Source organism: Streptomyces sp. R33 (assembly GCF_041200175.1).
Lineage (GTDB): Bacteria > Actinomycetota > Actinomycetes > Streptomycetales > Streptomycetaceae > Streptomyces > Streptomyces katrae_B.
This window is the reverse complement of sequence record NZ_CP165727.1, coordinates 889,937-913,044: the sequence shown is the minus strand read 5'-3', so window position 1 is coordinate 913,044 and position 23,108 is coordinate 889,937. Positions and strand designations below refer to the sequence as shown.

24 protein-coding genes are annotated in these 23,108 nt (G+C 72.8%); 10 read left to right on the top strand and 14 right to left on the bottom strand.

Annotation, left to right across the window (positions count from 1 at the left end):
* Positions 1 to 93: 93 nt before the first annotated feature.
* Positions 94 to 621 (bottom strand): DUF5133 domain-containing protein, encoded by a 528-nt coding sequence (locus AB5J51_RS04630; RefSeq protein ID WP_369776924.1) that lies wholly within the window; start codon positions 619 to 621, stop codon positions 94 to 96.
* Positions 622 to 879: 258 nt separating this feature from the next.
* Here AB5J51_RS04630 and AB5J51_RS04625 point away from each other — a divergent pair, with 258 nt between their 5' ends.
* The gene (locus AB5J51_RS04625; protein WP_030155659.1) at positions 880 to 1,131 is read left to right on the top strand and encodes an EF-hand domain-containing protein; all 252 of its coding nucleotides are present in this window, start codon (positions 880 to 882) and stop codon (positions 1,129 to 1,131) included.
* 23 nt (positions 1,132 to 1,154) lie between these two features.
* Here AB5J51_RS04625 and AB5J51_RS04620 read toward each other — a convergent pair whose 3' ends face one another.
* Together AB5J51_RS04620 and AB5J51_RS04615 are read right to left on the bottom strand one after the other, a co-directional pair.
* Positions 1,155 to 1,709 carry a DoxX family membrane protein gene (locus tag AB5J51_RS04620; RefSeq protein ID WP_136226803.1) on the bottom strand — a complete coding sequence of 185 codons (555 nt, stop codon included), beginning with the start codon at positions 1,707 to 1,709 and terminating at the stop codon, positions 1,155 to 1,157.
* Positions 1,710 to 1,876: 167 nt separating this feature from the next.
* Positions 1,877 to 2,161: a hypothetical protein gene (locus tag AB5J51_RS04615; RefSeq protein ID WP_053789256.1), complete on the bottom strand. Its 285-nt coding sequence runs from the start codon at positions 2,159 to 2,161 to the stop codon at positions 1,877 to 1,879.
* A 222-nt stretch (positions 2,162 to 2,383) separates the two neighbouring features.
* Between AB5J51_RS04615 and AB5J51_RS04610 the strand changes: the two genes are divergently transcribed.
* Positions 2,384 to 3,274, top strand: coding sequence for a calcium-binding protein (locus AB5J51_RS04610; protein WP_053789257.1), 891 nt, complete (start codon positions 2,384 to 2,386; stop codon positions 3,272 to 3,274).
* Positions 3,275 to 3,339: 65 nt separating this feature from the next.
* Here AB5J51_RS04610 and AB5J51_RS04605 read toward each other — a convergent pair whose 3' ends face one another.
* Entirely contained in the window at positions 3,340 to 4,020 is a 681-nt protein-coding gene (locus tag AB5J51_RS04605; protein WP_369776923.1) for a TetR/AcrR family transcriptional regulator, read from the bottom strand.
* A 126-nt stretch (positions 4,021 to 4,146) separates the two neighbouring features.
* Between AB5J51_RS04605 and AB5J51_RS04600 the strand changes: the two genes are divergently transcribed.
* Positions 4,147 to 5,706, top strand: coding sequence for an FAD-dependent monooxygenase (locus AB5J51_RS04600; protein WP_369776922.1), 1,560 nt, complete (start codon positions 4,147 to 4,149; stop codon positions 5,704 to 5,706).
* Between the two features lie 197 nt (positions 5,707 to 5,903).
* On the top strand, positions 5,904 to 6,245 hold the full coding sequence (locus tag AB5J51_RS04595) for a hypothetical protein (protein WP_369776921.1): 342 nt from the start codon (positions 5,904 to 5,906) through the stop codon (positions 6,243 to 6,245).
* 16 nt (positions 6,246 to 6,261) lie between these two features.
* Here the strand turns inward: AB5J51_RS04595 and AB5J51_RS04590 are convergent, their stop codons facing one another.
* The 4 genes from AB5J51_RS04590 to AB5J51_RS04575 all read right to left on the bottom strand — a co-directional run bounded on the left by AB5J51_RS04590 (position 6,262) and on the right by AB5J51_RS04575 (position 12,209).
* The gene (locus tag AB5J51_RS04590; protein WP_053789260.1) at positions 6,262 to 6,669 is read right to left on the bottom strand and encodes a VOC family protein; all 408 of its coding nucleotides are present in this window, start codon (positions 6,667 to 6,669) and stop codon (positions 6,262 to 6,264) included.
* 214 nt (positions 6,670 to 6,883) lie between these two features.
* On the bottom strand, positions 6,884 to 8,353 hold the full coding sequence (gene mptB, locus AB5J51_RS04585) for a polyprenol phosphomannose-dependent alpha 1,6 mannosyltransferase MptB (RefSeq protein ID WP_369776920.1): 1,470 nt from the start codon (positions 8,351 to 8,353) through the stop codon (positions 6,884 to 6,886).
* Between the two features lie 146 nt (positions 8,354 to 8,499).
* On the bottom strand, positions 8,500 to 9,732 hold the full coding sequence (locus AB5J51_RS04580; RefSeq protein ID WP_053789372.1) for a cytochrome P450: 1,233 nt from the start codon (positions 9,730 to 9,732) through the stop codon (positions 8,500 to 8,502).
* A 155-nt stretch (positions 9,733 to 9,887) separates the two neighbouring features.
* Positions 9,888 to 12,209, bottom strand: a complete 2,322-nt coding sequence (locus AB5J51_RS04575) for a family 20 glycosylhydrolase (RefSeq protein WP_369776919.1) — start codon at positions 12,207 to 12,209, stop codon at positions 9,888 to 9,890.
* A gap of 167 nt (positions 12,210 to 12,376) precedes the next feature.
* On the opposite strand from AB5J51_RS04575, the gene AB5J51_RS04570 reads away from it, so the two are divergent.
* Positions 12,377 to 12,775, top strand: a complete 399-nt coding sequence (locus AB5J51_RS04570) for a DUF4440 domain-containing protein (protein ID WP_136226810.1) — start codon at positions 12,377 to 12,379, stop codon at positions 12,773 to 12,775.
* 4 nt (positions 12,776 to 12,779) lie between these two features.
* Here AB5J51_RS04570 and AB5J51_RS04565 read toward each other — a convergent pair whose 3' ends face one another.
* Complete coding sequence (locus AB5J51_RS04565) at positions 12,780 to 14,186, bottom strand: glycosyltransferase 87 family protein (protein WP_369776918.1); 1,407 nt, start codon at positions 14,184 to 14,186, stop codon at positions 12,780 to 12,782.
* 113 nt (positions 14,187 to 14,299) lie between these two features.
* On the opposite strand from AB5J51_RS04565, the gene AB5J51_RS04560 reads away from it, so the two are divergent.
* Positions 14,300 to 15,448, top strand: coding sequence for a molybdopterin-dependent oxidoreductase (locus AB5J51_RS04560; RefSeq protein ID WP_136226811.1), 1,149 nt, complete (start codon positions 14,300 to 14,302; stop codon positions 15,446 to 15,448).
* Complete coding sequence (locus AB5J51_RS04555; RefSeq protein WP_053789265.1) at positions 15,448 to 15,852, top strand: hypothetical protein; 405 nt, start codon at positions 15,448 to 15,450, stop codon at positions 15,850 to 15,852. The genes AB5J51_RS04560 and AB5J51_RS04555 overlap by 1 nt, the downstream gene beginning before the upstream one ends.
* 80 nt (positions 15,853 to 15,932) lie before the next feature.
* Here AB5J51_RS04555 and AB5J51_RS04550 read toward each other — a convergent pair whose 3' ends face one another.
* The 3 genes from AB5J51_RS04550 to AB5J51_RS04540 are packed head-to-tail and all read right to left on the bottom strand — an operon-like array spanning position 15,933 to position 17,967.
* Complete coding sequence (locus AB5J51_RS04550) at positions 15,933 to 16,592, bottom strand: bifunctional 2-polyprenyl-6-hydroxyphenol methylase/3-demethylubiquinol 3-O-methyltransferase UbiG (RefSeq protein ID WP_053789373.1); 660 nt, start codon at positions 16,590 to 16,592, stop codon at positions 15,933 to 15,935.
* Positions 16,589 to 17,254, bottom strand: coding sequence for a DUF2064 domain-containing protein (locus AB5J51_RS04545; RefSeq protein WP_369776917.1), 666 nt, complete (start codon positions 17,252 to 17,254; stop codon positions 16,589 to 16,591). Before AB5J51_RS04545 ends, AB5J51_RS04550 begins: the two co-directional genes overlap by 4 nt.
* Entirely contained in the window at positions 17,251 to 17,967 is a 717-nt protein-coding gene (locus AB5J51_RS04540; protein WP_369776916.1) for a glycosyltransferase family 2 protein, read from the bottom strand. Before AB5J51_RS04540 ends, AB5J51_RS04545 begins: the two co-directional genes overlap by 4 nt.
* 124 nt (positions 17,968 to 18,091) lie before the next feature.
* Here AB5J51_RS04540 and AB5J51_RS04535 point away from each other — a divergent pair, with 124 nt between their 5' ends.
* Complete coding sequence (locus AB5J51_RS04535) at positions 18,092 to 18,952, top strand: response regulator transcription factor (protein WP_369776915.1); 861 nt, start codon at positions 18,092 to 18,094, stop codon at positions 18,950 to 18,952.
* The gene (locus AB5J51_RS04530; RefSeq protein ID WP_136226814.1) at positions 18,945 to 20,060 is read left to right on the top strand and encodes a sensor histidine kinase KdpD; all 1,116 of its coding nucleotides are present in this window, start codon (positions 18,945 to 18,947) and stop codon (positions 20,058 to 20,060) included. The genes AB5J51_RS04535 and AB5J51_RS04530 overlap by 8 nt, the downstream gene beginning before the upstream one ends.
* Positions 20,061 to 20,118: 58 nt before the next feature.
* Here the strand turns inward: AB5J51_RS04530 and AB5J51_RS04525 are convergent, their stop codons facing one another.
* On the bottom strand, positions 20,119 to 21,126 hold the full coding sequence (locus AB5J51_RS04525) for an NAD(P)-dependent oxidoreductase (protein WP_053789269.1): 1,008 nt from the start codon (positions 21,124 to 21,126) through the stop codon (positions 20,119 to 20,121).
* 137 nt (positions 21,127 to 21,263) lie between these two features.
* Here AB5J51_RS04525 and AB5J51_RS04520 point away from each other — a divergent pair, with 137 nt between their 5' ends.
* Positions 21,264 to 21,836 (top strand): MepB family protein, encoded by a 573-nt coding sequence (locus AB5J51_RS04520; protein ID WP_369776914.1) that lies wholly within the window; start codon positions 21,264 to 21,266, stop codon positions 21,834 to 21,836.
* Positions 21,837 to 21,841: 5 nt separating this feature from the next.
* Here AB5J51_RS04520 and AB5J51_RS04515 read toward each other — a convergent pair whose 3' ends face one another.
* Positions 21,842 to 22,945, bottom strand: coding sequence for a mechanosensitive ion channel family protein (locus tag AB5J51_RS04515; RefSeq protein ID WP_369776913.1), 1,104 nt, complete (start codon positions 22,943 to 22,945; stop codon positions 21,842 to 21,844).
* Between the last annotated feature and the right edge of the window lie 163 nt (positions 22,946 to 23,108).

Genomic DNA, 23,108 nt, shown 5'->3' with positions numbered 1-23,108 from the left:
CGGGGCCGGAGGTCCTCGCCGGACGGCAGGGGTTCGAAGGAGGGCTTGGCCGTGGGCCCGGGGCCGGGCCGGCTGCGCCGTCGCGGCGGAGACTCACCACCCGTGGCGCTCTGTTCTCGCGTCCCGGACCCTCCTCCTCAGCGTGGTGCCGGGCCATTCGGCGCCGACGAGCAGTTCGGCCGAGCGCAGTGCCGTGCTGGCGTTCCGTTGGCCCATCAGGATGCACAGGGTGTACGTGGTGTCGTCGAGCTCCTTGCGCACGGCGGGGTCGTGCGGCGCGGCCAGAGCGCGGCGGCGCAGGCCGCGGTGCCGCTTCAGCAACCTGCCGATGGCCTGCGGATCGGGGAGCAGCCGCGTGGACGTCTCGGTCGCGGGCGGTACGGCGGCGGCGGACCTGGCCCCGTCCATCGCGGCCTGCAAGGCCGTGCCCAGGGCGGCCGGCAGCGCGCGGCAGCCTCCCAGGGCGAGCACGGCCTCGGCCGTCTCGAGCAGGGCGGCTCCGGCGGCCCGCGCCGTGTCCGCCAGGATCTGGCGCGCGGTGTCGCAGCCGCACGGCACGACCGCCATCAGTACGGTCACGGCTTGCTCCGTGGCGGAGTGCTCGGGTGATGTCTCGCTCATCCGGGTGTTTCCTCCGGCTGCTGGGTCGGCTTGCGCTGGTGTGGGCGTCGTTGCCTGGGGCACGGCCTCGTGCGCCGATGGGTTCGGATTCCTCATGGGAGGGTGCCGCTGCCCGGCCGGGCGGCAGCGGGCCATGTCCGGACCGGGCTTCGCCCGCCCCTCATGCTCCGGGAGACCCGCGCCCGCCGTCCGGCGTGGGCGGCGCCGTAGGCTGGCGGCAGGCAGCCCCTGCCGACTCCTCCCGGAAGGACGTACGTGATGAGTGCGAAGGCCCGCAAGCTGTTCGAGGCGCTCGATCTCAACCATGACGGCACCCTGACCCGCCTGGAAGTGATCACCGCCCTGCGGACGAAGGGCCCGACCCTGGCCGCCAACGGCGACCTGCCGTTCTGGGGCCTGGGCGATGTCGATGCCTCGTCCGCGCTCTTCGACGCCGCCGACAAGAACGGCGACAACGTGCTGACGTTCGAGGAGTTCGCCCGGGAGGTCGACCGCCGCTTCGGCTGGTAGCCCCTGTGAGCGGGCGATGGCGGCTACGCCGTCTGCCCGTCGGCGTCCTGGCCCGGGCCGGACGCCTCGGCGGCGGCGAGCGTCGCGGCCCGCCGGTTGAGGACGACGGTGGCCGCGGCCGCGCTGAGCGTGAAGGCCAGCACCACCGTGGCCGGCCGGTCCAGCCGGTGCCGGGTGGCGTGGTCGAGCGAGAAGCGACCGGGCCCGGAAAGGCCGAGGCAGGCCGCTACGAAGCCGAGGAAGGCCGGGTACTCCAAGCCGCCGCCCTGGGCGAAGAACCCGGCCGGCGCGTGCACCGCGGCGGCTCCGGCCATGGCGCCCGCCGCGGCGGCGCCGGCCGCCGGGGTCGCAAGGCCCAGGGCGAGCAGCGCGCCACCGCCGGCCTCGCCGAGTCCGGCTGCGATCGCGCTCTCCCGTCCCGGGGTGAATCCCATGTGCTCCATGCCCCGGGCCGTGCCTTCGATACCGGCTCCGCCGAACCAGCCGAAGAGCTTCTGTGCCCCGTGGGCGATCAGCACACCACCTGCCCCCAGGCGCAGGGCGAGCAGTCCGAGATCCTTGCGATGGGTGAGCGGCATGAGGACAGACCTTTCCTTGGGCGCGGTCGCCACGACCTGGTACGTGCGGGGTGGTGCGTGTCACCAGGTCTCAAGCTTCACGTGAGCACACCGCGTGCGCATGCGGTGTGCCGCCACCGGCGCGTCCTGGACCCCGTCCGGACGCAGCCGCTGCGAACGGTGCCGGATCAGCTGTCGTCCATCACCGCATCGCAGGAAGGGCACACCAGGCTCGCCTCCTGCGGCGGGTACCACGGGGAGCCCGGCTGCTCGGACGGGGTCCAGTGGGCCGGTGCCATCGCGAAGGTGTCCTTGCCGCAGACCGTGCGCGGGCCCGGCTCGGTGGTCGTCCCGGGCGCGGCAGGCGCGGCATGCACCTGGCGGACGGGTGCCTCGGTGCCCTGGGCCGGCCCCTTGCCGGCGCGGGTCGGCGCCGGAGTGTCGAGCTCGTGCACCACGATGATCCCGCTCATACCTCGACGGTAGGCGACCGTCCGGGAACCCGCCCCCTCGAGGCGGAGCGGACTCCGTCCGGGTGTGCGGCCCGCTTCAGGGCGGGGCCAACCGAGCGTAAGGCATACAAAAGGCTAGGCATTTCATTGCTTTCAGGTGATTCACCCCATATGTTCCCCACGGATTCGAGCCTGGTTCCTCGGATGGCCGGGCAGCTGTGACCACTCCCACCGGAGGTCTGTATGCCTTGTCGTAAGTCACTGACCCTGCTGACCGCAGCCGCGCTGCTCTCCTTCGGGGTCCCGGCAGCGGCCGCCGACGCGCCCGAGGCCACCTGCTTCGGCCGCGCGGCGACCCTGACGGGGGCGGGCACGATCGCCGGGACGGCGGGCGACGACGTCATCATCGGGTCGGCGGGTGTGGACACCATCGACGGGCTCGGCGGGGACGACCTGATCTGCGGACTGGGCGGCAACGACACGATCGCCGGAGGCCTGGGCAACGACCGGCTGGACGGCGGCGAAGGCGCGGACCTCCTCCGCGGCGACCTGATCGCCACCGGAGCCGCCGTCGACGGCGGGGGCAATGACGTCCTCTTCGGCGGGCCGGGTGACGACCGCATGGGCGGGGACAGCATGGCCTTCGGCTCCAGCGCGTCCGGCGGGGGCGACGACGTCCTGTTCGGCGAGGAGGGGAACGACGCCATCATCGGCGACAGCCGTGGCGGCATCAACGCAACGGGTGGCGGCAGGGACGTCATCGACGGTGGGCCCGGTGACGACAGCATCACCGGCGACTCCTCGGCCGAGGCCAGCGCGGCCGGCCACGGCGCCGACGTACTCATGGGCGGGCCCGGCGTCGACGCCATCATCGGCGACAGCAACTCGGGTCACGCCGCGCACGGGAAGGGCGAGGACGGCGTGGCCGCGAAGCCCGCCCGCCCGGGCCGCCAGAACCGCCCGAGCTCGTCGGCGAAGCCTGCCCAGAGCGCGCCGGCAGTGCTCTCCCCGGCGGACGAGGCGGCGAGCGGCAATGACGTCATGGACGGGGGCGACGACGTGAAGGACACCTGCGACGGCAACGACGGAAGCGACGTCGCCGTCCGCTGCGAGACCGTGACCAACGTCCCGTAGCCGGACGGCCGCGGCCGTCGGGTCACCCCGCGCGCGGAAGGCCGCGGCGTCCCCGGACGCCGCGGTCAGCGGATGCCGTACCGCGCGGCGATGCCGTCGATGACGATCTGCAGCCCCTCTTCGAAGTGCTCGTCGTACTCCTGGAAGAGATGTGCACCGGCGGCCGCCGTGAGCGGGTAGTCGGCCATGCGCTCGCTGCGCTCCGCCACGTCGTAGCCCTCCCGGCGCTCGCCCGGGACGGGGTGGACGCCCTGTTCCTCGATGACGAACCCCAGTGTGTACGAGAAGGCGGTCGTCATGGCCCGTACGGCCTGCGGCAGTTCGAACCCCTGCGCCAGCAGGTCCCGCAGATAGGCCTCGGACTGTTGTGCGTGCTCGGTTCCGGTGAAGCGTGACCCGGTGAACACGCGGGCTCCGTCGCGATAGGCGAGCAGGGTGCGGCGCAGACCGCGATTGGCGACCAGCATCCGCTCGCGCCAGGGCGTCGAGGGGCCGTCCGCCCCCCATTCCGCCGGGCTCGCGGCCATGCGCCGGAACATCTCGGTGGCCATCTCGTCGATCAGCTCTTGCTTGTTCTTGAAGTGCCAGTAGAGCGCCGGCGCCTTCACGTCCAGTTCCTGCGCGATGGCGCGGAGCGTGAGCTTGTCGAGCCCGCTCTCATTGAGCAGCCGCAGCGCGGTCTCGGCGACGGTCAGGCGGCTGAGCGGCGGGACCCGGGGCGGCGTCTGCTGCGGCTTGGCGTTCATCGTCTGCCTGTCTCCCGGGTGCACTCGTTCGAGGGTTGACAGCTTAACAACGTTAAGGGCACTCTTGCGATATCAGGCTCCTTAACGCTGTTAAGGAGGGGTCCTGCTACGCGAACGGGGCGACCGATGACGCAGCACGAGAACGAGCACGAGTGCGAGAACGAGCGGAAGAACGAGAAGGAGCAGAGGCACGAGGTCATCGCTGCCCTGGCGGACCGGCGGAGCGACGTCCTGATCGTGGGCGCCGGCCCCACCGGCCTGGTTCTGGCCTGTGACCTCGCCCGGCGCGGCGTGCGCGCGCTGGTCGTCGAGCGGTCGCCGGAACTGTTTCCCGGTTCCCGGGGCAAGGGCATTCAGCCGCGGACCCTGGAGGTTTTCCACGATCTCGGCGTCCTCGAGGAGATCACGAGGTGGGGCGGCCGAGCGCCGATCGGCATGACGTGGCAGGGCGGCACCCGCGCCGGCGAGTACCGCATGTTCGACGACGTCGAGTCCACCGAGGACGCGCCTTATACAGGGCCCTGGATCCTGCCCCAGTGGCGCACCCAGCGGATCCTGCTCGACCGGCTCCGCGAGCTGGGGGGTGACGTCGTGTTCGGGGTCGAGCTGACCGGACTCGACCAGGACGCCGAGGCCGTCACGGCCACGCTCATACCGACGGGAGGCGGGAGTCCGGTGACCGTCCGTGCGGGGTACGCCGTCGCTGCCGACGGCGGCCGGTCCACGGTCCGCCGGCTCGTCGGCATCAAGATGACCGGCGAGCGCGTCGACCCCGCCCCGATGCTCGTGGCCGATGTGGTCATCCCGACGCTCGACCGGGACAACTGGCACATCTTCCCGCCCGCCGCGGACGGCACCGGATTCGCGGCCCTGTGTCCCCTGCCGCATGCGCAGGAGTTCCAGTTCGTCGCGCAGCCGGCGCCGGTCGGCAACGAGATCCCGGCGCAGGACGTGCGCGCGCTGGTCGCCGCATTCACCCACATACGGGCCGAGGAGGTCACGGAGGTCCGCTGGGCATCGGACTTCACGGTGAACGCCGCTCTCGCCGACCGTTTCCGTGACGGCAGGGTCTTCCTTGCGGGCGATGCCGCCCACATCCACTCGCCGGCGGGCGGCCAAGGGCTCAACACCAGCGTCCAGGACGCCTACAACCTGGGCTGGAAGCTCGCCGCCGTCCTGCATGACGAAGCCCCCGAGGCGCTGCTGGACACGTACGAGGAGGAGCGCCTGCCCAACGCCGCGGCCATGCTGGGGCTGTCGACCCGCATCCACCGCGGCGAGGAGCGGCGCGGCGCGGCCACCCGGCAACTCGGCCTCGATCAGCGGGACTCGTCACTCACCCGCGAGACGCGTACCGGTCTGGCCGAGGACGCCCTCACCGCGGGCGACCGTGCGCCGGACGGCCGGCGCGACGGGCTGCGGCTCTTCGACCTCTACCGCGGCACCCACTTCACCCTGCTCGCCGTCGACACTCCGCTGCCGGACCGGCTGCCGCCCCTCCCGGGCCTGCGTACCGCGCAGATAGGTCCGTACGAGGTGTACGGACGCGGCCTGTACCTGGTCCGCCCGGACGGATACATAGCCTGGGCCGGCTCCGCCACCGACCCCCTCGACGCCTCGGCCGACGACCTGCACGCCTGGGCGGCCCAGGTCACGCAGCCGCACCGGGTCGGGTCACACGGTTAGGCGTCGGGGCGGGCCGCACGGGCTCGGCCGGGCGGCCGAGCCGCCCCCTCGCGCTGGACGAAGCGAGAAGGCGGCAGGGCGCGTCCGGTCACCGTCGGCGTGGAACGCAACCGCGCCGACACCCGTCTACCCGGCCGGTAAGGAACAGGACCGGCCGAGGTTGCCGCGCGGCGCCCTCCCACCGTCAGGAGCATGCTGTGCCCCATGAACGCCGCCCGCGCGCGGCCGCCGTGACCGGCTTCGCCGTGGCCGCCGCCCTGCTCGTGTTCACGGCCTTCGGCATCTACCGGGGCACGGCGCCCGGCCTGCTGCCGGAGAGCAGCTGGGGAGCCTGGCGTCAGGAGGAGATCGGCCACTGGTCGGCGCACATCCGGGTCAGCCGCTGGACCCACGCTGCCGAAGCCGAGATCCACTGGGGCAAGGCCGAACAGATCAGCCTCCGGGCGTACGGCGATGCGGACCGCGACACCTCCGTCATGAACGGCGGCATCACCTTCACCCTGACTCCCGAGGGCAGGCTCACCGGCAGCCACCCTTGAGGCACCCGCGTGCCGGCTACGGGCGGGCGTAGGGGCGGGTCATGATCTCCATGTTGTGGCCGTCCGGGTCGGCGAAGTACGCGCCGCGGCCGCCGAACAGGCGGTTGATGTGCCCGGGTTCGGCGTGGTGGGGGTCGGCGTAGTAGGTGACCCCGACCGCCTCCAGACGGGCGATCACGGTGTCGAACCGCTCGTCGGGCACGAGGAACGCGTAGTGCTGCGGCTGGATCGGCTCGTCGGTCATCGCGTAGTAGTCGAGCGTCACGCCGTTGCCGAGGTCGACGGGCAGGAAAGGCCCGAACGGAGCGCCGACCTCCAGCCCCAGGATCACGGCGAGGAACTCGGCCGACAGCTGCCGGTCCCTGGCGTGGACGACGGTGTGGTTCAACTGGACGGCGTTCGGGTACTGCTGAGTGTTCTGCATGAGTGGTGTGTCTCCGGTTTCGGGATCCGCTGGAACGGCGCCACACGCGGGCGCCCGGGAGCAAAACGCGGAGAAAGCGGCGGGCCCCTGGCCCGCCCCGTGCTCACGCCGGGGCCGGGAACCCAACTCGTACATGGCCCAAGGCCGACCCGGCAGTCACAACGCCCACCTTAATGATCACCACGGGCCGGGACAACCCGGCTCCTCGCCGCGCTCACCGGCGCGTTCTGGCCGCCGAGCGGACCCACGCGCGCTCCTGCAGGAGAAGGCGGGGTACCGCCCCCAGCCGCAGCGGACCCCATGCCGCGAGTGCCGCCACGGCCGCCGATGCCCCCGTGACGGCAGCGAGCGCGTAGGGCCACGTGGGCCCCGTCCCGCTGGGCAGCACGATCACGATCAGCCCCAGCACCGCCAGCCGTGCCCGGGTGTCGTCCAGCAGCCGCCAGGCGACCGCCGCCAGGGGCACCGTCCCCCACAGCACGTACCAGGGCTGTACGACCGGAGCGGTTACCACCAGTCCCAGCATCGCCATGCCGGTGGCGTACTCGGGGCCCGTACGCGGGGCACCCCACGCGCAGTAGGCCACCGCGCACACACCCAGCAGCATCCCCACCGAACGCGCGGTGGCGATCGCACCGGCCGCCGTGCCCGTGCCGAACCCCTCGGCGAACAGTCCGAGCACCCGGCCCAGGTCCGTGCTGGGCGAAAGCACCGTGTACACCTGCGTCGGGCCCCGCAGCGTCGACAACCACCCCCAGCCCTGGCCGCACACACCCACGCCCAGCACCAGCGCCGCGAGGGCGACCAGCGAGATCCCCGCCGCCCGCGACCAGCCCGAACGCCGGTGGGGCCGCCCGCCGACGGACCACGCGGCGGCGCACAGCAGAGCCACCGCGGCGGGAACCTTGACCAGCACGGCCGACGTGAGGACGACGGTGCCCAGCACCCAGCGGCCCCGGCGGAAGGCCACCAGCCCCGCCAGCATCAGGCCGATCATCAGCGCCTCGTTGTGCGCCCCGCCCACCAGATGCACCAGGGCCAGCGGGTTGAGCACGGCCGCCCACAGAGCCCCGGCCTCCCCGCCGCCCCACCCGGACGCGAGACGGCCCATGCCCCAGACGATCAGCCCCAGCCCCACCAGGGCCACAGCCCGCATCCCCAGCACCGCCGCCACCGTGTGGTGTTCGCCCGTGACGGCCACCACCGCACGCGTCGCCGCGACGGCCACCGGCCCGTACGGTGCCGGTGCGTCCTGCCACATCTGCGGCACGTTGCCCGCGAGCGGGCCGCCGAGCGCCGATGGTCCAAGCCGGTACACGTCCCAGCCCCGGCCCGCCAGTGCGCCCTGCGCGACATAGCTGTACGCGTCGTTGCTGAACAGCAACGGCCCCGGTACGAGGGGCAGGACCCAGGACCACAGCACGGAGCGCAGCTGTCTGCGGCCGACGGGCTCCCCGCTGCGCAGCAGCCCGCCCAGCCGCCACCAGGCGATCACGAGCAGCACCAGCCCGGCGTACGAGGCCGCAGCTCCCAGCACTGTCTGCGCCGGGCTCCGCTGCGCCCACACCCCGTCGGGGACCCCGAAAGGCAGTGCGCCGGCCGACCAGCTCCCGGCCCCCAGCAGCACCGACCCGAGCGTTCCGAGCAGCCGGCAATCCCGGACCGCGACCCCCACCTCCGCCATGGCGGCAGCCTAGGGTGGAGGTGGTCGGTGATCGGCCCGCGCAAGGCGTCGGGGAAGTGAACTTCGGGGGTCGTTCCGCTCTCCCGCCGGCCGGCTCCGCCCACGCGGGCGGTGGCTCCGCCGGGATGCGGTCAGCGGTCAGCGGGTCATGCCGAGGGACCGAGACGGACGGGCAAGGTCCGGTGGCCGTTGCTGATCAGAGAGGCGACGGGCACGAGCTCGTCCGCGGGAACCGCCAGTTCGAGGGCCGGGAACCGGTCGAAGAGCGCCTCGAGCGCGGCCACGACCTCGAGCCGGGCCAGCGGGGCGCCGAGGCAGAAGTGGACGCCGTGCCCGAAGGCGAGGTGGTCCTTCGTGACCCTCGTGACGTCGAAGGCATCGGCATCCGGGCCGTGCCAGTCGGGATGCCGGTTGGCGGCGGCGTACGAGGCGAGGATCGCCTCCCCCTTGGCGATGGTCCGTCCGTCGGGCAGGGCGATGTCCGCCACGGCGAAGCGCATCGGCAGGTGCTTGACGGCCGCCTCGTGGCGCAGGGTCTCCTCGACGACGTCGCCCCAGCCGCTGCGGCCGGAGCGGACGTGGTCCAGCTGGTCGGGGTGGGTGAGCAGGGCGGTGACCGCCTGGTCGATGACGTTCACGGTCGTCTCGTACCCGGCACTGATCATCAGGAACAGGGTGTCGGCCAGTTCGGCGTCGGAGAGCGCGGAGCCGTCGCCCTCCTCGTCGCGGGCGGCGATGAGGAGCGAGGTCATGTCGTCGCCGGGCACGGCCCGCTTGGCGGCGACGAGCTGGCCGAGGATTTCGTAGGCCCGGACCGCGTTCGCGGCAGCCTGCTCGGGGGTGAGGGTCGTGTCGAAGACCCCGTCCACCACGGAACGGAACTCACCGCGCTTCTCGTCGGGGAGGCCCATGAGGCGGCCTATGACCGCAATGGGCAGCGGGTAGGCGAGCCCCTCGCGCAGGTCCGCCACCTCACCGGGCGGGAGGGCGGCGAGTTCGTCCAGGAGGCCGGTGACGATGTCCTCGACGGCGTCGCGGAGCAAGGCGACACGGCGGGCGCTGAACGCAGGGGCCACCATCCGCCGGAGCCGCCTGTGGTCGGCTCCGTACGCGGTGAACATGTTGCGCACGGCGACCCAGACGGCGAGCGGCCACGTCTCTACGGCCTGCTCGAACTCCGGCCAGTGCGCGCGGGCGTCCTTGGACACGTCCGGGCTCGTGAGTAGCTCCTTGAGGAGCGCCGGATCGGTGACGGCCCAGGCCGTCACGCCGAGGACGTCGACGCGGGCCGCGGGTCCCTGGGCGCGCAGCAGCCGGTGCTCGGCGTGCCGGTCGGAGCCGGCCGGATCGAGGACCAGCGGGTCGGTGGAGTGGTTCACGCGGAACTCCTTGAGGAGACGGTCGTGTTGTCGTAACCGAGTGTCCTCCATCCCTCGCACAACGCGTTCAGTGGGCAAGGTGTCCCAGCGGGCGGCGGGCCGAACGTCCCCCGGCTCAGGCCGTCGCCGGGAGACGTCCGCGAGCTGCCGTTCCGTCAGGTGATCTGCCACCGCTGGTAGCCCGACCCGGAACTCGTCTGCTGCGTGACCAGGGCGCCGTCCGCACCCGATGCGGTGGTCAGCAGGAGCGTGCTCTTCTTGTTGGCCACCGCGTACTCGCCTGCGCCGAGGGCGGTGATCAGCCAGCGCTGGCTGTCGCCCCCGTTGCAGGTGGCCTGGACGACGGCCGCACCGGGCGCGGTGGAGCCGCCCGAGACGTCCGCGCACAGCCTCGACGAGCCGTTGACCACGGAGTAGGAGCCGTCGGCGTCGAGCGTCAGCTGCCACTGCTGGTTGGGACCGCCGTGTGGTGTCCAGGTGATCAGCTGGGCGCCGGAGGCGCTGGAGCTCGCCGGGTCGTCGAGGGCCTTGCCGGCCGCGACGAGGGACCGGGTGCCGCTCAACTGGCCTGCGTACACCTCGAACTCGTACAGCGAGTACCCGTACGTGGTGCCGCGTTTGGTCCCGTACACGCGAATGTAGCGGCCGGAGCCGGACAGTCCGTTGAGCTCCTGGACCCCGCCGGTTCCGGTCGTGGTCGAGTACACGGTGCGCCAGGTGGTCGCGTCGTCGGAGAGCTGGATCTGGAAGGCCTTTCCGTACGCCGCCTCCCAGCGCAGCACCACCCGGCTCACGGCCTGGCTGGATCCCAGGTCGACCTGGAGCCACTGCGGGTCGGCGTAGGCGCTGGACCAGCGGGTGCCGGGATCACCGTCGGTGGCGAGCGAGGCCGGGAAGTTGACGGTCTCCGTGCTGGAGGCGGTGGTCGGCCTGTTGCGGGCGAGGTTGCCGGGCTGGGCGAGACTCGGCCAGGCGGGGTTGTGCCCGACCGCGGCCGCGATCGGGGTGAAGGAGGCGTACGTGCTCGCCGGCTTCGGCGAGCCCCAGGTCTGCTGGGCCAGGGCGCGCAGCGGGTACATGATGCCCGCCGCGATCTGGTCCTCCGTCTCGGCGTTCGGGCTGTCGCACCACACGTGGATCAGCGAACCGGGGTTCTTCGAGGGGTCGGTGAGGGTGGCGCCGCCCTCGAAGCGGTCGGGGGTCCAGGTCTCGTACATCCACTTCGTGTCGGGTTTGGCGCCGCCGAGCACGTAATAGGTCGGAGTCCAGGACTCGTTGGCGACCGTGTGGCCGGCCGCCGCGAGTTGCTGCGGGGTGAGCCCGTAGCTGTACCAGTACTCGACGAGGATGCCGGCGTTCGGGGTGACGGTTCCGTCCCCGGCCTTGATGCCGTCGTTCCACATCCGGGTGGTCTTGCCGGCCGCCCGGACCAGGCCGTCGGCCCAGTTCACGAACCCGTAGTAGGTGTCCTTGGCAGTGGCGCCGGCCCCGTAGTGGGCGCGGGCATAGCTGAGCAGCTGCGGGTACTTGGCGTAGTCGGTGACGTATTCGTCCGCGCCGATGTGCCAGTACGGGGCCGGGAACAAGGGCAGGTACTCGTTCACCAGGTCCTTGATCAGGGTGTACGAGGCCGGCAGCGAGAGATCGATGGAATCGGGGCTGGCCGTCCCGGAGCTGTTCTTGAGCCTGAGCTCGGGGTGGGCCGCCAGGATCGCGTTCATGTGCCCCGGGGTGTCGATCTCGGGAACGATCGTGACGTGGTACTTCTGCCCGAGCGCGACCAGGTCGGCGATGTCCTGCTTGGAATAGTGGTCGGCGGAGACGATCTCCGGGTGCGTGGAGCTCTCGAGGCGGAAGCCGAACGTGTCCGACAGGTGGAAGTGGAAATAGTTGAGCTTGAGGTAGGCCAGCTCCTTGATGTGCTGCTTGACCCAGTCGACGGTGAAGAACTTCCGGCCCTGGTCGATCATGAGCCCCCGCTCCACCTTGGTGGGCCAGTCCACCGCCGTGCCGGCCGGTACCGACGGCGACTGGTGCAGGAGCTGGAGCACCGTCCGGGTCCCGTAGAACGCGCCGGTGTCGGTCCCGGCCTGAATGCCGACGGACTGACCGACGGTCAGCCGGTAGCCCTCGGCGGGCAGGCCGGGGTCGCCGAGGCTGAGCGCGATGTCGCCGGGGGCGGCGCTCCCGGTGACGACGCTGACGGGGCGCCCGGCCAGCGCGCCCAGGTCCTCGGCGAGTGTTGCGGCCTCGTCGGAGAGCTGGGCGGTGTAGGCGGGGTCGACGGCGATACGGCTGGCGGCGGTGAAGGCGTACGTACCGGTCCCGGCCGTCCACTGGCGCAGCGCCGGAACCGTCTGTGGCGGCCCGGCGGCAGCCGGCGCGGCCCCGGGGCCGGGCCCGGCGACGGCGACACCGGGTAAGGAGAGGGCGGCCACCGCGCACACGGCGGCGATGAGCAATCTGAGCAGACGCATGGCAAGTCCCCGAGTGGATGGGAGGGAAGGGGAGTTCGAAGGGTCGGCCAAAGTGCAGCCAAAGTGCAGCGCAGTGCCGGATGCATGTCAATACCTGCTCGAAACCCGGTCCCATCGAGCAGGATCGCGCACCGGTGGTGGGAAGGGGGGCGTGTTACCGTCGCGTCATGTCCAAGGTGGAGATAGACGCGTTGACCGCCGAGTTCTTCGGCGCCTTCGACAACCGGGGCGGCGGGCCCGCCGACGTGGCCCGCATCCGGCGGCTGGTGCTTCCGGGCGGTGTGATCGTCAAGACCGGCCCGGAGCTCACGGTCTACACCGTGGACGAGTTCGTCGAGCCCCGCGAGAAGCTGCTGAACGAGGGGCGGCTGGTCGAGTTCTCCGAGTGGGAGACCTCCGAACGGACCGACATCGCCGGCGACATCGCGTCGCGCTTCGGCGCGTACCGCAAATCCGGGATCCTGGACGGAGAGCCGTTCGTGGGCGGCGGGACCAAGACCATCCAGTTCGTCCGCACCCCGGAGGGCTGGCGGATCGCCGCCTTCTCCTGGTACGACCAGCCCTGACAGGTCAACAGCGGCGATCAGCCGTACGGATCGCGCGCCGGCGTACCGCCGTGACCACGAGCACCAGGAGCACCGCGAGGCCGTACGCCGTGGCGCTCACCGCCTCGCGCGAGCCGAACGCCTGGCCCGTGACGTACACGGCGGGGCCCGCGACCGCGATCCCGAGCCACTCCCAGCGTCCGTCCAGCGCCACGAGCGCGACCAGCAGCAGGGCGTACCAGGAATAGCCCGGTGTGAGCAGCGCGAACGCCCACCCCGTCACCAACAGCGCTCCGCTCCACGGACGTCGGGGATCCCCGCGCCACAGCACGTACCCGCACACGCCCGCCATCGCGGCGATCAGCACCGGCAGCGCCCAGCTGTCCGGAAGCACCAGCCGCAGCAGCGCATAGCGGGAACCGGCCGAGGCGTCCTCGTACCCTTCCTCCTCCACGTAACCGCCGAGGTAGCCGAGGACGGACCCGCGCGAGAGCAGGACGTACGGCAGGTACGCGAGCGCCGTGACGGCGGCGGCCGGCAGCAGCACGGCGACCGCGTCGCGCACCCGGCGGACGCCCGACAGGGCGCCCGGGAGCACGATCGCCGGCATCAGTTTGGTGGCGACGGCGGCGCCGAGGACCAGCCCGCCGCCGACCCGTCGCCCGAGGCGCGGTGCGGCCACGAGCCCGAGACCGGCCACGGCCAGCAGCACCCCCAGGACGTCCACGTGCGCGTTGTTCACCGCCTCGATCGGGACGGCGGGGCACCACGCCCAGTACGCGGCCTGGCGCGGGTCCGTGCCCCGGCGGCGCAGGATCAGCAGCAGCGCGCCGGTCACGCCGAGGGAGAGCACCCCGGCCCCGATCTGGAGCGGCTTGTGCCGGGCGTCTTCGGGCGAGAGCCGGTCGACGGTCAGGAAGTACGCCTCCGCCACGGGCGGATAAATGGTGTGCACGGCCGGACGGTTGATCCGCGTGCAGTGCGGGGAGCCCCCGGCGTCCCCCGTGTCCCCGCCGGCCGGGATCCGGGCCCGGTCCGGGCCGGTGCACGCGGCAGCGCCGGTGGGGAAGAGCCACGGATCGCGCAGCCGGGCCAGCGCGGGGTCCTGCGGAGCGTGGTCGTACGGGGAGATGCCGGCGGACTGGACCCGGCCGTCCCAGGCGTAGCGGTACGAGTCGGTGCTGGTCCGGGGCGCGGCCACCAGCCCCGTCGCCGTCACCGCGACGGCCCCCGCCAGCACCAGCGGCCCGACCAGGCCGGCCGGGACCCGGCGCAGCGCGAGCAGGGCGACCGTGAAGAGCGCCCAGCAGGCCGCGTACCGCCAGGACAGTCCGGCGGGGTCGGTGAAGTAGCCGTCGTGGCGGATGGTCCACGCGAGGACGGCGACGAGGGCGGCGAGGGCAGAGAGGCCGAGGGCGGTACGCAGGTTCACAGCCGCAGCGTTCCAGGCGACGGCTGCACATCGGGGTGCGGCGCCGCGCATGTCCGTGTTTCGTAAGGTGTCCGAACCGCCTCCGAGCGCCTTGTCGGGGGTGTCATGGGTCCATGCGCTTCCCACTCCCTCTCCCGCCCGACCCGCCCGTCACCTTCAAGGCGCGGCTGCACGACGCCCGTACCGCGACCGCCGTCGGCCGCTGGCTCGGGCTCGCCTTTGCCGTGTGTTTCGTGACCGGCGTGCTCAGCCACTACTTCCAGCACCCGCCGGTCTGGCTCGCCGACCGGCTGCCGAGCCGCCCGTACTGGGGGTACCGGTTCACCCAGGGACTCCATGTGGTGTCCGGGATCGCCGCGATCCCGCTGCTGTTGGTGAAGCTGTGGGCGGTGTATCCGCGGCTGTTCGAGTGGCCGCCGCTCAAGTCGGTGCGGCACGCGCTCGAGCGGGCCTCCGTGGCGGTGTTGGTGGCGGCCGGCGTGTTCGAACTGTTCAGCGGGCTGCTCAACACGTTCCAGTGGTATCCCTGGCCGTTCTCCTTCGTGCCCGTGCACTTCGCGCTGGCCTGGCTCCTGGTGGGCGCGCTGATGGTGCACGTGGCCGTGAAGTGGCCGCAGATCCAGGCCCATTGGACCCGCCGCTCCCCGGGGACGCTCGCGCTGCCCGAGGCCGACGGCCCGGACCGGCGCGCACTGCTGGTGGGCGTCGCGGCGGCGGTGGGGGCGGTGACGCTGACGACCGCCGGGCAGTCCGTGACCGGGCTCGGGCGGCTCGACCTGTTCGGCCCGCGTGACCCCGCGGTCGGACCGCAGGGGCTCCCGGTGAACCGTACGGCGGAGGCGGCCGGGGTCACCGCGGCATCCGTACGGGACTGGCGGCTGACCGTCGCCGGCCCGCGCCCGTACACCCTCACCCTCGACGAACTGCGCGCGATGCCGCAGTACGAGGTGACGCTGCCCATCGCGTGCGTCGAGGGCTGGAGCAAGAACGCCCGGTGGACCGGGGTACGCGTACGTGACCTGCTGGACCGCGCCGGAGGCGGCCCGGGCGCCCGCGCGCGCGTGGAGTCGCTGGAGGCGGCCGGCGCGTACCGGGTGATGGAGATGGGCCGCGAGTACGCCCAGGACCCGCTCACCCTGCTCGCGCTGCGCCTGAACGGCGAGGAGCTCTCCCCGGACCACGGCTACCCGGCGCGGATCATCGCCCCGAACCGGCCCGGCGTGCTCCAGACCAAGTGGGTCGGCCGGCTGGAGGTGGCGTGATGGCGTACCGGTACCTGGTGGCGGGCCTCGGGCTGGCCTTGATGGGCCTGGGCGGCGCCCTGCTGATCCAGCAGCCGTCGCCCTGGCGGATCGCGCTGTGGCTCGCGGGCGCGGTCGTCGTGCACGACGGGCTGATCGCGCCCCTCGTGATCGCGGTCGCCGTGCTCACGGGCGCGTTCGGCCTGCGTTTGCGCGGGGTCCCGCGCGCGGCCCTGATCGTCGCGGGCTCGCTGACGGCGATCGCCCTGCCGCCGCTCCTGCGGCCGGGCGGCGCGGCCAACCCGACGGTGGTACCGCTGGACTACGTGCGCAACTGGCTGCTGACGATGGCCGCCATCGCCGTGGCCGCGGGCCTGTGGGCCGGGACGCGCGCGGCGCTGCGCGGGGCGCGCCGCAAGCCCTGAGCGACAGGACGTACGAAAGCGGCTGACGCGGTTCCACTTCGCGTCAGCCGCCTTCGTACGTCCCGGTCAGCGGTGTGCGGTCAGCGTCGCAGCTGTACGAACGCACGGCCCTCGGCATGCCAGGTCACCGCTCGGCTCCAGCCCGCGTCCGCCGCCTCGACACGCAGTGCACGGGTACCGAGCCGGGCCCACGGGAACGGTGCCCCGCGTCCGCCGTGACCATCGTCGACACGGACGTCGACGCGCTCGTCGACGTCCACGGTGGCCACCTCGACGAGCAGCGAGCCGCCCGGGGCCGCGAGCTGCGCTGCGCGGCGCAGCAGCGCGCCGGGGTCGCCGCCGATGCCGATGTTGCCGTCGATCAGCAGGACCGTGTCCCACCGGCCCTCGCTGGGCAGCGGATCGAACACGGACCGGCACAGGGCGCTTCCGCCGGCGCGTACGGTACGGGTCACCGCCTCCGGGGTCACGTCCACGCCCAGCGCGAGATGCCCGCGGCGGGCGAGGGCGGCGACCAGGCGGCCCGGTCCGCAGCCTATGTCCAGGACCGGGCCGTCGCAGCGGGACAGGACGGTGGCGTCGGCGCTGTCGGGTTCGGCGCACCAGCGCTCCACCTCCAGCGGCAGCAGCCAGCCGTCGGAGCGGCGCAGAAAGAGAGGTCCTTGGCCGGTGCGCAGGGCCTCGGAGTACGGGTCGGCCCGCCAGGCCCGGGCGGCGGGCTCCGTCAGTTGCGCGGTCATCGGACGGCCGCGCACAGCTCGGCGTGCAGGGCGGCGAAACGGGTCCCCGGGGCGGCGGCTGCGACCTCCGCCGCATCGTCCGGGGTGTCGACGTCGCGGAGCGCGGGGAGGTCCCGAACCGACCGCCCGGACGCGGTCAGCCGCAGCCGCTGCACCTCCCCGGTCTGCGGTACGGACATGGGCACGCCGATCAGCAGCGCGGGATCGGGCTCGGCGAGCCCGAGGGCCCAGAAGCCGCCGTCCAGGGCCGGGCCGAACCAGGCGTTCGTCCGGCTGAAGTCGAGTCCCCGGGCCAGGAGTTCCGGAGTGACCTGCGGGGTGTCCATGCCGATCAGCAGCGCGGGACCCTCGTACAGGGCGAAGGCCGCGGCCAGCCGGAGGTCGAGCACGCCATCGCGCTGCGGGACCACCTCGATCCCGTCCGGCAGCCAGTGTCTCGGTGCCCCGTCGAGGTAGAGGACGCGCCGCCGGGCCGGCGTGGAGAGGACGGCGTCCAGGGTGTCCTGCAGCGCGGCACGGGCCAGGGCCGCGGCCTGCTGCGGGGTGAAGTGCGGGGTCAGCCGCGTCTTGACCCGGCCGGGGACAGGAGCCTTGGCAATGACGAGAAGAGTGCCCTCGCCGGTGCTGGGATTGCTGCCGGGGTTGCTCTCGCCCGTACTCATGCGCCGGCCCCGCCGGCCGGGACGGACCGGGTGCCGGGCGCCTCGGCCAGCACCCGCTGCATGTCGCGTACCGCATGCCAGGTGCCCCGCCAGGTGCCGGTGACCTTGGACTTCCCGGAGCGCGGCAGGTACGGGACGTCCGTCTCGGCCACCCGCCAGCCCGCGTCGGCGGCCCGTACGACCATCTGCAGCGGGTAGCCGCTGCGCCGGTCGGTCAGGTCCAGGCCCAGCAGTGCCTCGCGGCGCGCGACCCGCATCGGTCCGAGGTCGTGCAGCCGCAGCCCCGTACGGCGATGCAGCATCCGCGCCAGCGCGAGGTTCCCGGCGCGGGCGTGCGCGGGCCACGCGCCGCGGCCCTGCGGGCGGCGCCGGCCGAGCAGCAGGTCGGCCTCGCCGGCCGCGACCCGGGCCGCCATGGGAGCGAGCAGGGCGGGGTCGAGGGAGGCGTCGCAGTCGCAGAAGCAGACGAGGTCGGCGCTCGCGGCGAGCAGCCCGGCGTTGCAGGCGGCGCCGAAGCCGCGCCGGGGTTCGCTCACGACGGTCGCCCCCAGACTGCGGGCGATGTCGGCGGAGCCGTCGGTGGAGCCGTTGTCGACGACGATGGCCCGCCAGCCGGCCGGCACCCGCGCCAGCACCCACGGGAGCGCCTCCGCCTCGTCGAGGCACGGCAGTACGAGGTCCGCCCGGGGCGGCACACAAGCAGAATCAGTCACGCTCCACACCGTAGGAAGCGGACGCGGACGAAAGGGGCTTCAAGTCCTTACGAAACGCGGACGCCGTGCGGGATGGGGGGAAGGCGCATTCCACGCGGCCGGGGGCGGATGCCAGTCTTGGGCCATGGCAGTCAGCAATACGCAGAGTACGGACGAGAGCCGGGACGCCGTCGGCCCCGGCGGGGCGGGTACGCCGGACCGGTTCACGGGCAGCGTCCTGGTCGTGGAAGACGACCCGACCGTCTCGGAGGTGGTGGCCGGATACCTCGACCGGGCCGGCTTCGCCGTGCGCCGGGCCGCCGACGGACCGGCCGCCCTCCGCGCCGCCGAGGAGCAGCGCCCGGACCTGGTGATCCTCGACCTCATGCTCCCCGGGATGGACGGGCTGGAGGTCTGCCGGCGGCTGCGGGCGCGCGAGCACGGCGCCGAACCGCGCGGAGGCCGGGGCGGCACCCCGCCCCTCCCGCCCGTCCCCGTCATCATGCTCACCGCACGCGGTGACGAGGACGACCGGATCCTGGGCCTGGAAGTCGGCGCGGACGACTACGTGACCAAGCCGTTCAGCCCGCGTGAACTCGTCCTGCGCGTGCAGTCGGTGCTGCGCCGGGCCGTCCCCGCCCGGCCGGCCGCCGGCCCCCGGCTCACCGCGGCGGGCCTGAGCCTGGACCCGGCCGCCCGCCGGGTGACCAAGGACGGCCAGGAGCTCGCCCTCACCCTGCGGGAGTTCGACCTCCTCGCCTACTTCCTGCGCCACCCCGGGCAGGTCTGCGACCGGGAGCGGCTCATGCGCGAGGTCTGGGGCTGGGACTTCGGTGACCTGTCCACCGTCACCGTCCACGTCCGCAGGCTCCGCGGAAAGATCGAGGACGATGCGGCGAGCCCCCGCCTGATCCAGACCGTATGGGGCGCCGGTTACCGCTTCGACGCCCACCCCGCCCCGGCGGCCCCCGCCACGGCCCCCCGGACGGAGCTCGGACATGCGTGAGCAGGACCTGCTGCTGATCGCCCTGTACGCACTGCTCGGCGCGGGCGGCGCCGGAGCGCTGGGCGCGCTCGCCCTGCGGATGCTGCGGCGCCGCAGCATCGCCGTCTCACTCGCCGTCGTGACCGCCGTCGCCGTGTTCGCGATGCTCGCCGGGACGCTCACGGTGGCCTGGGCGATGTTCCTCTCGACCCACGACCTGACCGTGATGACCACGGTCGTCGCCGTGGCGGCCGCGGTCTCCCTGGGCACCGCCCTGCTGCTGGGCCGTCAGGTCGTACTGCGCTGCCGCGAGCTCGTCGCCGCCGCGCGGGTCTTCGGCGAGGAGGGCACGTTCACCACGCCCACCGTGCCCGCCCCCGCCGAACTCACCGCGCTCAGCCGTGAACTGGCCCTGACCAGCGAACGCCTGGAGGCGTCCCGGGAGCGCGAGCGGGCCCTGGAGACCTCACGGCGTGAGCTGGTCGCCTGGATCTCGCACGACCTGCGCACCCCGCTGGCCGGTCTGCGGGCCATGTCGGAGGCGCTGGAGGACGGCATGGCCGCCGACCCCGCCCGCTACCACCGGCAGATGCGCACCGAGGTGGACCGCCTCAACTCCATGGTCGGCGACCTCTTCGAGCTCTCCCGCATCCACGCGGGCGCCCTCAGCCTCAGCCCCACCCGGTTGAACCTGTACGACCTGGTGGGCGACGTCCTGGCCGGAACCGACGCCCTCGCCCGCGAGCACGGCGTACGGCTGGTCGGCGACGGCGTCGCACCGCTCCCGGTGGAGGCGGACGGCAAGGAGATGACCCGCGTCCTGTCGAACCTGCTGGTCAACGCCATCCGCCACACCCCGGCAGACGGCACGGTCGCGATCGCCGCCGAATCCCGTGGGGGAGCGGTGGTGCTGTCGGTCTCCGACGCCTGCGGCGGCATTCCCGAGGAGGACCTCACGCGCGTGTTCGACACCGGCTGGCGCGGCACGCAGGCCCGCACCCCTCCTGGAGGCGCGGGCCTGGGCCTGGCGATCGTCCGGGGCATCGTGGAGGCCCACGACGGGCACGTACACGTCCGCAACGTCTCCGGCGGCTGCCGCTTCGAACTGACCCTCCCGGCCCCCGCCTAGGGAGCGGAGGGCCGGGGTCCGGAGAACCGGTGGCCCGGCCCGGTGGACCGGTGGTGGCTCAGGGCGTGTCCGCCCCGGCCGCCAGTTCCGCCATCCCGGCGGCGAACGGCACCACCGGCCGCCAGCCCAGTTCCCGGCGCAGGCGCGCCGAGTCGGCGGTGATGTGCCGGACGTCGCCCAACCGGTACTCGCCGGTGACGACCGGGTCCGGGCCCCCGCACGCGGAGGCCAGGGCCTTGGCCATGTCGCCGACGGTCCGCGGATCGCCGCTGCCGACGTTGTACGCGGCGAAGCCGCCGGCCGCGCCGCCCGCGGATTCCAGTGACTCCAGGGCCACCGCGTTGGCCACCGCCACGTCCCGCACGTGGACGAAGTCCCGCCGCTGGCCGCCGTCCTCGAAGACGCGCGGTGCCTCGCCCCCGGCCAGCGCCGAACGGAACAGCGCGGCGACCCCCGCGTACGGGGTGTCGCGGGGCATCCCCGGCCCGTAGACGTTGTGGTAGCGCAGCGAGATCCCGCGACCGCCCGTGGCCCGCGCCCAGGAGGCCACGAGGTGCTCCTGGGCCAGCTTGGTGGTGGCGTAGACGTTCCGCGGATCCATCGGCGCATCCTCTCCGACCAGCCCGGGCGCCAGGTCGGCGCCGCAGGCCGGACAGCGCGGCTCGAACCGGCCGGCGGCCAGATCGGCCTCGGCACGCGGCCCGGGCCGGACCACGCCGTGGGCGGTGCACTCGTACCGCCCCTCGCCGTAGACGACCATCGACCCCGCGAGCAGCAGCCTGCCCACGCCCGCCTCGGCCATCTGGGCCAGCAGCACCGCCGTACCGAGATCGTTGGCCGACACGTAGCCGGGTGCGTCCCCGAAATCCTTGCCCAGGCCGACCTTGGCCGCCTGGTGGCAGACCGCGTCGACGCCGGTCAGGGCCTCCCGGACCTGCCCGGGATCCCGGACGTCCCTCCCGTCCGCCGCCAGGTCGAACACCACGGGGTCGAGCCCCCGACCTGCCAGTTCGGAGACGATGTGCGAGCCGATGAAGCCCGCTCCTCCAGTCACGAGTACGCGCATGATCCGACGCTATGCCGCACCGTGGCCGATGAGGCAGATACCCGGCCGCACGTCACGGATCCGTAAGAACGAACGCGGGCCCGACCGTCTGCCGGTCAAATGTTCGAATGGCTGGGTGTGTGTGACAGGGTGAACGGATGACGGAACACCGCGAGGGCTCTGCCCCTCACCACCCCCGCACCGGACCGGAAACGTGGTCGGACTCGATCGGGGTCCCCGGCGATCTCCTCGCGGCGAAGTCGCGTGTCTACGACGCCTGCGGGTTCACCTGCTCGCAGCCGGAGCCCGAGGCCGAGAGCGCCGAATACGCTGCGCACGCGTTCGTCCTCGACGGCCGCCGTGTCCGGTTCCGTGCAGCCAGGACGACGCCCACCAAGGTGGGCCAGTTCGTCACCGTGTGGAAGAGGTCCGCGCGCGGGCCCATCGCGCCGTTCGACGTCGCCGATCCCGTGGACCTCATCGTCATCAGCAGTCACGACGGCGAGGGCTTCGGCCAGTTCGTCTTCCCGATGGACGCCCTGCGCCGGAACGGCGTCGTATCGGTGGACGGTTCCGGCGGGAAGCGCGGCTTCCGCGTGTACCCGCCGTGGGTGACCACCGCCAACCGCCAGGCCGGGCGCGCGCAGGAGTGGCAGGTGGAGCACTTCCTCCACCTGCCACAGGACGGCCCCCTCGACCGGGCCCGCGCCGAGGAGCTGTACCACCCGTAGACGAGTCAGCCGGTGGTGGCGGGCGAACGCGTCGGAGCCTCGCGCTGGTGCGGAACCGGGGCAGGCGTCGACGCCAGGAGCTCGTCGCGGTGGAGTGCGACCGTGCGGGTGGGGGCGGGGATCGAGATGCCCTCCGCCCGGAAGCGCTGGTGCAGGCGCTTGATGAACTCGTGCTTGATCCGGTACTGGTCGCTGAACTCGCCGACGCCCAGGATCACCGTGAAGTTGATCCTGGAGTCCGCGAACGTGTGGAACCGGACGGCCCCTTCGTGGTCGGGGACCGCGCCGTTGATGTCGGCCATCACGCCGTCGACCACCTCGAGGGTCACCCGCTCGACCTGCTCCAGATCGCTCTCGTAGCCCACACCCACCTGGACCAGGATCGACAGCTGCTGCTCGGGCTGCGTGAAGTTGGTCATGTTCGTCCGCGCGAGACGCCCGTTGGGGATGATCACCAGGTTGTTCGACAGGTTGCGGACCACGGTGTTGCGCCAGTTGATGTCGACGACGTAACCCTCCTCACCACTGCTGAGGCGGATGTAGTCACCGGGCTGCACGGTCTTCGAGGCGAGGATGTGAACGCCCGCGAAGAGGTTGGCGAGTGTGTCCTGCAGGGCCAGGGCCACCGCCAGACCGCCCACGCCGAGGGCCGTGACCAGCGGCGCGATGGACACGCCCATGGTCTCGAGCGCGACGAGCACACCCATCACGAGCACCACGATCCGCGTGATGTTCACGAAGATGGTCGCCGATCCGGCCACCCCGGTCCGCGCCCCCGCCACCGACTGGACGAGCCCGGAGACGACCCGGGCGGCGCTGAGCGTGGCGATGAGGATGAGCAGGGCGGTCAGGGACTGGTTCACGAAGGCCAGGAGCCGTGCGTGCAGCGGCAGGGTCGAGGCGGCCACCGCGACGCCGGCGATGACCGCCGCCCAGGGGGCCAGCGTGCGCAGCGCGTCGACGATGATGTCGTCCCCGCTCCAGCGGGTCCGCTCGGCGTGCCGGCCCAGCCAGCGCATCAGGGCGCGCAGCAGTAGTCCGGCCAGGGCGCCCGCGGCGACCGCGATCCCGGCCACCAGCCAGTCGTGCAGGACGAGTTCCCGGTTCAACGGACGCCCTCCGCTTCGCGCGGGACCGGGGGAGCGGCGACGGGCGCTGCGGGTCGTCGTATGAGGTGTGTCGTCACCTTGTCACCTGTCAGTTTGTCGTGCATGGAGCCTCGTTCGGGCGCGTGTACGCATTCCGGAACGGGCTGCCATCCTGCCCCATGGG